We start from the raw sequence: 10199 nt of genomic DNA, 5'->3' as shown, positions 1-10199 counted from the left end.
GTTGCGGGACTCGCGGGTGGCCGCACAGCATCGCGTCGATAAAGGGTCGGTGACGGTGGAGGATCTGCAGACGCTACGCACCCAAGACGTCGTTGCGGCGGTGAAGGCCGCGTGCACGGAAAAGCATGTGCCGATTGTGCTTTGACCCTGCCACGACGCGAGTGCTGTTGATTGACCGGCGATGCGGCCGCCCCTTCTGCGAAAAGCAGTGTCGACGCCGCCGGAAAGTTTAAGATGCACTCAGGCCCGCGACCGCGGTTGCGAAGCAAGGCTATATGAACGGAGCGTTCGGCGGTGCACCGTATCTTCCTGATCACGGTCACACTGGCTCTCACGTTGCTCTGCGCACCTCCCGCCTGGGCAGTCGCCCCGCCGTCGATCGATCCGGCCGCGCTTCCGCCCGATGTGACAGGACCCGATCAGCCCCTCGAACAAAAGCGTGTCTGCAGGGCGCCATTGACGTTGCCGGGCACCAACTTTCACGACGCTCCGTGGGCCAACGCCTACCTGGGCGTCGGTCAGGCGCAGAAATTCGCGACCGGCGCCGGCGTGACGGTGGCCGTGATCGACACCGGCGTGGACGGCTCACCCCGGGTCCCCGCGGAACCGGGCGGCGATTTCGTCGTCCCCGGCGGCGACGGGCTCTCTGACTGCGATGCCCACGGGACGCTCACCTCGTCCATCATCGCCGGCCGGCCCTCGCTCACCGACGGGTTCGTCGGCGTCGCGCCCGACGCGCGGCTGCTCTCGGTGCGCCAGACGTCGGAGGCCTTCGAGCCGAAGGACAACCAGGCCAACCAGAACGACCCCAACGCGACTCCGGCCGCCGGGTCCGTCCGCAGCCTGGCCCGCGCGGTGGTGCACGCGGCGAATCTGGGCGCCGGCGTGATCAACATCAGTGAAGCGGCCTGCTTCAAGGTGCACAAACCGGTCGACGAGTCCAGCCTGGGCGCCGCGCTCAATTACGCGGTGAACGTCAAGGGCGCCGTCATCATCGTCGCGGCCGGCAACACCGGCGGTGATTGCTCGCAGAATCCGCCGCCCGACGCGTCCATTCCCGCCGATCCCCGCGGCTGGCAGCAGGTGCAGACCATCGTCACGCCCGCGTGGTACGCGCCGCTGGTGCTGGCGGTGGGAGGTGTCGGCCAGAACGGGACGCCGAGCGAGTTCTCGATGCATGGACCCTGGGTGGGCGCAGCGGCGCCCGCGGAGAACATCGTCGCACTCGGCGACAACGGCGAGCCGGTGGATGCGTTGCCAGGTAAGGAAGGTCCGGTGCCGATCGCCGGCACGTCGTTTGCCGCGGCGTATGTCTCCGGTGTGGCGGCGCTGCTGCGACAGAAGTTCCCCGACCTGCCTCCGGCCCAGATCATCAACCGGATCACCGCCACCGCACGACACCCCGGTGGCGGTGTCGACGACGCGGTGGGCGCGGGCATCGTCGATGCCTTCGCGGCGTTGACGTGGGACCTTCCGGCGGGACCCGCGAACGCCCCGTCGGTGAATCGCATCCAACCCCCGGTGCCGGTGGCGGGACCCGATCATGGCCCGATCAAGGCAGTGACGCTGGGAATCATCGGTTTGACCCTGGCGCTGGGGCTGGCGGCGCTGACCGGACGAGCGCTGCGACGGCGGTGACGAGGATGAGATCACTACGGCTCCGATTCAGCACCGCCTACGCGCTAGGGGTGGCGGCGCTGGCTCCGTTCTGCATCCTGCTGTTTCTGAAAACGCGCTACGTGTGGGCGGGTCCCACCGTGGTGGGTGTGGCGGTGCTGCTGGCGCTGGTCACTTTCCGGGGTCGGCGGCTACTCGGCTGGGTGGCCGCGTTCTTTGCATGGCTGGTGCGGCGCCGCCGTCCCCTGGATACTCCGTCGGTGCCGGTCGTGGGCGCCACCGTGCAGCCAGGGGATCACGTGGCCGTCCGCTGGAAAGGCAAAGTCCTGGTCGCGGTCATAGAACTCATCCCCCGCCCGTTCACCCCGACGGTCATCGTCGATGGCAAGGCGCATACCGACGACGTGGTAGACACCCACCTGGTGGAGCAGTTGTTGTCGGTGCACTGTCCCGACTTGGAGGCTGACATCGTGTCGGCGGGCTACCGCGTCGGCAATAGCGCGCCGGCCGAGGTGGTGAGCCTGTACGAGCAGCTGATCGGGTCTGACCCGGCGCCGGCGCACCGCCGGACCTGGATCATCGTCCGCGCGGACCCGCGTCGGACCCGCAAGTCGGCAGGGCGGCGCGATGCCGGCGTTGCGGGCCTGGCCCGGTATCTGGTGGCGTCGACGACACGGATCGCCGACGAACTGGCTAGGCACGGGGTCGACGCGGTGTGTGGGCGCAGCTTCGACGACTTCGACCGCGCCATCGACATCGGCTTCGAACGGGAGAAGTGGTCGATGATCCAGGGCCACAACAGTTTCACCGTCGCCTACACCGCCCCTGGGGGCCCGGACGTATGGTGGTCGGCGCCCGCCGAGCACACCATCACCCGGGTCCGTGTCGCGCCGGGGGCCGCACCCCAGTCCGCGGTCCTGCTCACGACGCCGGACAAGCGGAAAAAGCGACGGGGGTTTTCCCGTGTCTCCGGCGGCCAGCGCGCCGCGTTGCAAGCCCAGATCCTGGTCCCCGATCGTCACCATCAGCTGCCGATCGGATCGGCGGGTGTGCTGGTCGGTGAGACCGCGAGCCACTATCCGGTCTACCTCCCGTTCGACGATGTCGACGCGAGCGTCAACCCGGGTGACGCCCGAGTCTTCACTCAGCTTGTCCTGCGGGCGGCGGCCGCGGGCGGGACGGTCACGCTGGGACCGCGTTTCCGGGAATTCGCCGAGCTGGTCGGCGCACACGTCGGGCCGGAAGCCAAGGTGGCGTGGCCGAACGCGACAAGCTACCTCGGCCGCCACCCCGGCGTCGAACGGGTGGCCTTGCGGCACAACGTGGTTAGCACGCCCCGGCATCGGCAATTGCCGATCCGGCCGATTTCCCCACCCGAGGAAGATCGCTACGAGCAGGCCCTGCCCGGGGCAGGCCGAACCGCTTCCTGAGGCCGCCCCGGGCCGGCAGAAACTCGACGCGCGCGATCGCCCGAGTCGCTTTAGACTCAGGCCCGGTTGTGGACCGAGGCCGTCATTCGGCCCACGCCGCAACACTCAACAAAGGTTAAGGACCTTCACTGATGAGCACTCTTGGCATGATTCCCGACGCGCACCCACAGGTGGCGCAGGCGCTCGAGCAGTTGCAGCAGTTCGGTTCGGCCCTCGAGTCGCAGATGCGCCGAACACACACCCAATCCTTCACGGCCACAGACGAAGCCGAGACGGTCGAAGTGACCATCAACGGGCATCGCTGCATCGTCGGCCTCGACATTGAGGACGGGCTGCTGCGGTTGGGCGCCGACACGGTGCAGCTGCGCGTCAACGAGGCGCTGCAGAAAGCACAGGTCGGCGCGTCGGCTGCGCAGCAAGCTCAGCAGGCGGAACTGATCGCCTCGCTGGCCGGCCTTGCCGGGTCGCTGCAAACGACGGTCGGCTTGATCTGAGCCAAACCGATTCAACGACAACGACTTCGGTAGCGCGGGCTCGCCGCCCACGGGGCTTACCCGAGACGGGCTCCAAATAAGTGCTACGGCGTCCCCGCCTTGGCGTTTAAGCTTTGGCTGGAGGATGGTCGATCGTGGGCGAAATTGCTGTTCAGCAGGGCGAACACTCGCCGAGCCGTCAGCGCGGCGCGCTCGGTGATTTGCTGCAGGTAGATCGGCCCGCTGTCTATCTCGGCGGCAAAATCGGCGAGGCCATTGTCACGCTCCCGACGGTGCGAGCCCTGAGCGAGATGTTCACCAACCCGCTCACCATGATCTGTCCCAAGTTCATTTTCGACCTCTGTTTGTGGGAGGTCACTCCCCGCCTCATCGATATCACCGGCTTCCCCGCTGCGGGACCACCGCCGCGTCAACTGCCGGATTACGGCAGCCTGACTTCGAAGACCGGAGGCGTCGATGTGTTCATCAACACCGTGCCGTGGAACTTGATATCGAACAGCTTCGTTCGCCCCCTTCGCGAATCCCTGGCTCCGAGGACGAGCATTGGCTTCAAGATCGACCACGATTCCTACGACATCGTGGCCCCGAAAGATGTGGACCATGCGGCCGACCTGATCTTCAATCTGGCCCGCCTGTTCGATCCTTCGGCGCGAATCGAAGAGCATGCGCAAGCGGTGGCCATCGCGCCCGAAGTGCAGGAGAGAGCGCGATCGATCCGCGCCGCCGTCCCGCGGGAGACCAAAGTCCTTGTCGTGCACGCCGACACCGACTGGGCCGAAAAGCGATGGCCGGTCACCCGCTTCATCGATTTGCTGGACCGGTTTTTGTCGTGTCATCGCGACTTCGTGGCCTGGATCGTGGGGATGGGGCACGAGGAGCTCAACGTCGGGAGTGAGCGCGACCGTGTGGTGTCCTATCTCGGGCTGCCACTCGACCTCACCATGGGTTTGGTCGCGACCGCGGATCTCTTCGTCGGCGTCGATTCCAGCATGCTCCATGCCGCCGATCTGGCGAGGGTTCCCGGCGTCGGGCTTTTCGGCCCGACGCGACCAGCGACATGGGGGTTCCGGTTCGCGCCGCACCGCCACGTCGATGTGAAGACGATGGCCGACATCACCGTCGAAGAGGCGCTGCGTGCCTTGGATGAACTCGCCGACGAGCTTGCCTAAGCGATGGCCGACATGTGGATGAGCCGCGAGGAGCAGGTGGTCGAATTTCAGCCATCCGAGGAAACGCCTGTTACCGAATGCATTTCGCCGGATCTGTTGTCCGCCGTGCGCCAGTTCTACGACCTCGCGCTGTCGTGGCACTGCGACGGGCCCGAAACCGCAGGGGCCGCTGACAGTATCGCGGCGATCGCGCTACAGCTGCATGCGATCAACTTCGCCCTGTGGCATCACGAGGACGCCGTCCGCCGTCCGGACGCCGACGACCATGAAGTGGCGGGCAGAAAACGGCTGATCGACGACCTCAACGCGCAGCGCAACTCGGTCATCGAAGGCATCGACGCGACGCTGCTCGATCGCTGCCCGCCCAATCAAAGAGCGAGGCTGCACACCGAAACCCCCGGCACGATCATCGATCGGCTGTCCGTTCTCGCGCTGCGGATCCTGCACACGGATAAAGCGGACCCGCCCAATCCGTGCCTCGCCGTGCTCGACGAGCAGTACGACGACTTGTTCGGCGGCCTCGAGCAGTTGCTCACCGGCATTCAAGGTGGCGACGTCAGGTTCAAGCTGTACCGCCAATTCAAGGCTGCAGGACAACGAAGTTACTGCGCCCTGTTCGAAACACGCGATACCTGACGACACCGCCCGCTCCGGCGGCGAGGGAAACGATCCGGCCCGCGGCCGACGCTACAGGCGGCCGGGATCAGAAAATGAAGTTCGAAATTAGCGCACACCGGTCGCTGGCTGGGGGCTTACGATAGCAGTCGGTGGCGCTCAGCCCGCTACTGCACCGCCCGCATGGCCCGGCGAAGGAAAGGGGTGATCGGGAGTTGCACCAGACAATTTTCCGCACCCTAATTCCGACGATCCGCCCGAGCCAACGAAAACCGCTACGCCAACGATGCCTAGCAGCAGCCCCGTCAGCGACGGCGCTAGCGGGGACCTGACTTACCAGCGACGGTGCCCTTGTGGCACCGAGGAGAACGATCCGATATGACGCAGACGCTGAACGTCGAATACGACGAACTCATACAGAGAGCTGCCGAACTCGAGGAACCGCTGCCGCCTCCACCAATGGCCGAGCCGAAACCGTCGAGCGCCCTTCCCATCGCCATCGGCGCTGCCACACAACTCGCGATGTCGGCCAACACGATTCGGGAGTACCTCGGTTATTGCGAACGGGAATACAAACGTCTGGCGAAATCCCTGAGGAACGCGGCCAAAGCCTATGAGGAGGTTGACGAGGAAGCCGCCCAGTCCATCAACAACACCCTGTCCGGGTCAGGGGCGACGGCCTCCGCGGCCGGCACCGACCAGATGCTCATCAACTGTGACCCGGATGAGGACTGGGGCATGGATTTGCCGAAGCCAAAGCCGCCCCCGCCGCCCCCGCCATTTGAATATCCCTATTACGAGGTCAGGCAGGCGGCGTACGACATTGAGGCTCCTGACCAGGGTCCGGCGTCTCTCGATTTTTCGAGGCAATGGGATGCGTACCAGCGGACGCTGCAAGACCGCGCTCTCAAACGGTTCCGGCCTTTTGTGAACTGGGAAAGTGATAGCCAGCTCCTGGTTGAGCAAAACTTCGAACAGCACCGCAATTACATATTTTCCATGGTGCAGTATTGTCTCCAGATTTCTAACCAGGCCAAGGCGGTCTACGACGCGCACAAGAAGGCTCGGTGGGAGCACCCCACGCCGTACGACATTGAGTCAAATGACGGTTGGTATAAGTATTACAAAACCAATGGTGATCCTCAGAACTGGCTTTCGTATGTCATGCGGCGGTACGAGGAATTGCAGACGACATCGGAAGAGGTATTGGGCAACTATGTGCGGGACGCAAGTTTACCGCTGGCACCGGTGACGCCAAAGAATCCTCCGATGGCAACGCGTATTGCGCCGCCGCCCGACCCCAACCAGCCTGGCGAAGACGACGGGATGATTCCCGACTTCCCGACTGATGGGCTACCAGGGGACGACGGCGGCCTTCCCGCCGCGCCGATGATGCCCACCTTGCCGTCCGGCATGGGGGGAGCCCCGGACAAGGCGGCCATGGACGCCGCCATGAAAGACGCGATGAAGGGCAAGGCCGGTATGCCTGCCGGGGCCGGGATGAAACCGGCGTCGTTGGGAGGCGGCGGTGGGGCCGGTGTGCCGTCGATGCCGTTGCAGCCCTCGGTCGATGCCGAAGCGGCGTCACGGCCGGCCGCGGCGGCACCCGGGGCCGCGGGCCCGGGCCGCGCGATGCCGGGCGCGGCCGGCGCGGCCGGAGGTGGCATGGGTGGCGGCATGGCCCCGATGGGCGGGCCCGGCCAGGGCCAAAATCAGGGCAAAGGCAAACGCGTGCAATCGGATGACGAATCGCTCTACACCGAGGAGCGGTCATGGACTGAGGGCGTCATCGGGAATCGCCCACGCAAGACAGCTACCGACAAGTAAGGACTTCCATGACCATCGAGATGCACCCCCAGGTGGCAGAGGCGCTGCGCCAGGCGCAGCTTTTCCAGTCGGCGCTGGAAGACCAGCAGCACCGGACGGACACCGAATCATTCAGCGCGACAGACGAATCCGAGAGTGTCGAGGTGATCCTCAACGCGCGGCTCTGCCTGACCGGCCTGCACATCGAAGACGGACTGCTGCGGCTCGGCGCCGACACGGTCGAGCAACGCATCAATGAGGCGATTGGCAACGCGCAGGCCACGGCGACCGCCGCCATCGACGCCGAGCATGAGCGGCTCATCGAGTTGGCCGCCGGCATCGCCGGCTCGCTCAAAGAGACCTTCGGCTTGACCTGAGCGAAACCCGGTGGCGGCCAACGAGTTGATGGTTGCCGCGGGCGGTGATGGTGCTCAATTTGCCGCAGTTGGCTTGGCTGAACCTCGATTACGCTTACTAACCATGATGTCCGGTACCCCCCAGTGGCCGATTGGCTGGCCCGTGCTGCCGGGAGAGGAGTAAGCCATGGGTGTCGCGAAGCCGATGGGTGGCTATGCCGAGCAGATGCTGACCCCGGACGCCTGGCCGGAGGTTGACGAGGACAACTACTACGACCGGGCGCAGCAGTACACGGAGGTGCTTCGGCAGGTCACCGCGGTGTTGGAAACTTGCCAGCACGAACAGAGCGACATCTTCGACGGCGGATTCTGGTCGGGCGGCGCCGCCGTCGCCGCCAAGACCGAACTGGGCACCAACATCGGTGAGTTGGAGAAGCTGCAGAACGGTCTGGCAACAGTGATCACCTGGCATAGGTACGTCGCCGATGCGATCACCTGGGCCAAGTGGGACGTGAGCGACATCGTCGAAGCTGCGCAGGCGCAAATCAGCGCCCTCGAGAACGACGCCACCCTGGATGCCACCGAGCGGACCACCGCGATCAATACGGTGGTCAGCACCGCATACGGGGCGAACCTGAGCGCGGTCACCGGCACCGCCGAGCAGATTGTGGCGAGCAAAGCGTGGAAGCCGCCGCACAACGCATTGCAGGACCTGCTCGATCAGAAGACACCGCCCCCGGTCACACTTCCTGACTCGCCCGTCCGGATACCACCCGTGGAGGAAGAGCGCCCGGGGCCCAATCCCGCGAAACCCGCGCCAGTGACGCCGCCGGGTGCGCCCCCGCTCTCGCCGCCCGGACTCCCGACGCCGGGTGGTGGTGGGCAACCGCCGCCCGCAATGCCTCCCCTACCTGGGCAGCCGCCCGTACCGCCGGCCGTCGCGCCAGGCGGGCCCGGGCCGGCGGTGCCGGGCGGGCCGGGAGGGGGACCGGGAGCTCCGCCGGGCCCCGCAGCCCCGCTGAATCCGGCGGCGTCGGCGGAACCGCTCGGTGCGGGCGGACGCGGCAAAGGCATGACGCCGGCGTCGCTGACGTCGCCGTCGGTGGCCTCCCGCACGCAAGACGCGGCCGCGGCCGCGCCTGCCGGAGCGACCGGCATGCCGGCCGGTCCGCTGGGGGCGTCGGGCGGCGGATCACGTCGCGGCGGCTCCGCCTCAGGCGCCGGGGCGGGTTCCCATGCTCCGGCCGGGAAGTCGACGGGCGGTTCGGCCACGACCCGACCGGCCGCCGCCGGCAACCGGGGGGCCACCCGACCGGCCGCTTACGCTGCCGACCCGGCGTCGTCGAGTGAACGCATTGAATCGGCGGATGCCGTTGTGGTGACGCCGATCATCCCGGTCTCGAAAGCGCGCGCCGAACGCGACGCCATCGCCGAGGCCGCGACCGCAGACGCAGCGCGCCGCCAGAGCGGCGGGTCTGATCCGCTGCGGTTGGGGCGGCGGATCGCGGCGGCGTTGAACGCCCCCGGCAGTAATAGCGGGGGCGATCTCGGGTTCTTCTGGGTGACCGCGGTGACCGCCGACGGCGCCATCGTGGTGGCCAACAGCTACGGGCTCGCCTACATCCCCGACGGGGTCCAGTTACCCGAACAGGTGCAGATGGCCAGCGCAGACGACACAATCCCGGCCGCCGAGCGGGCGCGTTGGGCCACCTATCCGGTGATGGCCGTGCAGGGTTGGGCGCAACACCATGACAAGAAGCTGCGGGCGGTGATCGCGACCGAGGAACAGTTGGCCAGTTCGGATGCCGGCGCGGCCAAGGTCGTGCTGAAGCCCGATGACATCCCGGACACCGGCGACATGATCGGTCGATCGCGCCTGGAGGTGGTGGACCCCGACGCGGCGGGCCGGCTGGCGGCCACCACAGACGTGCGGTTGGTCAGCCTGTTGCCGCCGGCGCCTGCGGATGCCAAGCCGTCGGCAGACCAGCAACGCGCGCCCGAAGAGCTAATGGATCCCGAGGCCGCGGCCCGGCTCGCGGCGTCGCTGGCCGAAGGGAAGATCAGCCTGCAGGAAATGATGGCCCAGATGCCGGCACCGCCGCAGGAGGCCAGTGCCAGCGCAGATGAGCGACCCATGTTGTGGTTCGACGTGATGAAACCTCTGGCCAGCCGCTCACCCGGCCGCCAAGCCGCGCACCTGCGGGCGTTCCACCGCTATGCCGAGCACGCGCAAGAGGTCGTCCTCAACGAGGCGCACACCGCAGTCGACCCCGTCGCCCAGCGCTCCGCCGTCGCCGACTGGCTGTACTGGAAGCACCTCGCCGGGTTGTTGGCCGCAGCCCTGTCCGACGCTCCGTGAGTTTGGCGGCCAGACCCTCAGCCAACCAAAAAGCGAGAAGGCTCGCTCCGTCGGCGCTATCTGATCATCTGACGTCCTTGCCCTCGGGGACGTCCCTGCGTCGGCGACCGATTACGCCCTCGGTCCACGGCCGCTGCTCGGTATAGAGCGACTCCTGGTCTTGCTGCGCGCGGTTGCCCTTGGCGTTGTGTTGCCCCTGAGCGCCGGGAGCGCCGCCACCAATTCCGTTGCCAGCTAACGCCGCCGGTTTGATCCCCGAGCGGGTCGACAGGGCGGGCGCCCCCCTCAATGCGCCCGCCCCCGTCGAGTCATTGGGCATCGCCGGCGTGCCCGCGAACGGAGCACTCGGCATG

General features: G+C 66.8%; 9 protein-coding genes. 8 read left to right on the top strand and 1 reads right to left on the bottom strand.

Annotated elements, in window-relative coordinates:
* The first annotated feature begins 294 nt into the window (after nucleotides 1-294).
* From mycP to ACZY0B_RS23870, 8 genes are all read left to right on the top strand, one after another.
* A complete protein-coding gene (gene mycP, locus ACZY0B_RS23905) occupies nucleotides 295-1638 on the top strand; it encodes a type VII secretion-associated serine protease mycosin (RefSeq protein ID WP_463766713.1) in 1344 nt (447 codons plus the stop codon).
* A 5-nt stretch (nucleotides 1639-1643) separates the two neighbouring features.
* Nucleotides 1644-3047, top strand: coding sequence for a type VII secretion protein EccE (gene eccE, locus ACZY0B_RS23900; protein WP_463766712.1), 1404 nt, complete (start codon nucleotides 1644-1646; stop codon nucleotides 3045-3047).
* A 146-nt stretch (nucleotides 3048-3193) separates the two neighbouring features.
* Nucleotides 3194-3541, top strand: coding sequence for a YbaB/EbfC family nucleoid-associated protein (locus ACZY0B_RS23895; RefSeq protein WP_463766711.1), 348 nt, complete (start codon nucleotides 3194-3196; stop codon nucleotides 3539-3541).
* Between the two features lie 134 nt (nucleotides 3542-3675).
* On the top strand, nucleotides 3676-4710 hold the full coding sequence (locus tag ACZY0B_RS23890; protein ID WP_463766710.1) for a glycosyltransferase family 9 protein: 1035 nt from the start codon (nucleotides 3676-3678) through the stop codon (nucleotides 4708-4710).
* A gap of 3 nt (nucleotides 4711-4713) precedes the next feature.
* Nucleotides 4714-5346 carry a DUF4254 domain-containing protein gene (locus ACZY0B_RS23885; protein WP_463766709.1) on the top strand — a complete coding sequence of 211 codons (633 nt, stop codon included), beginning with the start codon at nucleotides 4714-4716 and terminating at the stop codon, nucleotides 5344-5346.
* A gap of 357 nt (nucleotides 5347-5703) precedes the next feature.
* Nucleotides 5704-7152 (top strand): EspB family ESX-1 secretion system-associated protein, encoded by a 1449-nt coding sequence (espB, locus tag ACZY0B_RS23880; RefSeq protein ID WP_463766708.1) that lies wholly within the window; start codon nucleotides 5704-5706, stop codon nucleotides 7150-7152.
* Between the two features lie 8 nt (nucleotides 7153-7160).
* Complete coding sequence (locus ACZY0B_RS23875) at nucleotides 7161-7508, top strand: YbaB/EbfC family nucleoid-associated protein (RefSeq protein WP_463766707.1); 348 nt, start codon at nucleotides 7161-7163, stop codon at nucleotides 7506-7508.
* A 166-nt stretch (nucleotides 7509-7674) separates the two neighbouring features.
* Nucleotides 7675-9846, top strand: coding sequence for a hypothetical protein (locus tag ACZY0B_RS23870; protein ID WP_463766706.1), 2172 nt, complete (start codon nucleotides 7675-7677; stop codon nucleotides 9844-9846).
* A 64-nt stretch (nucleotides 9847-9910) separates the two neighbouring features.
* Here the strand turns inward: ACZY0B_RS23870 and ACZY0B_RS23865 are convergent, their stop codons facing one another.
* The gene (locus ACZY0B_RS23865) at nucleotides 9911-10198 is read right to left on the bottom strand and encodes a hypothetical protein (protein ID WP_463766705.1); all 288 of its coding nucleotides are present in this window, start codon (nucleotides 10196-10198) and stop codon (nucleotides 9911-9913) included.
* Nucleotide 10199 lies beyond the last annotated feature (1 nt).

The sequence above is a fragment of the Mycobacterium sp. IDUB_19 genome (assembly GCF_055419445.1).
This window is presented reverse-complemented; position numbering and strand designations above follow the sequence as displayed.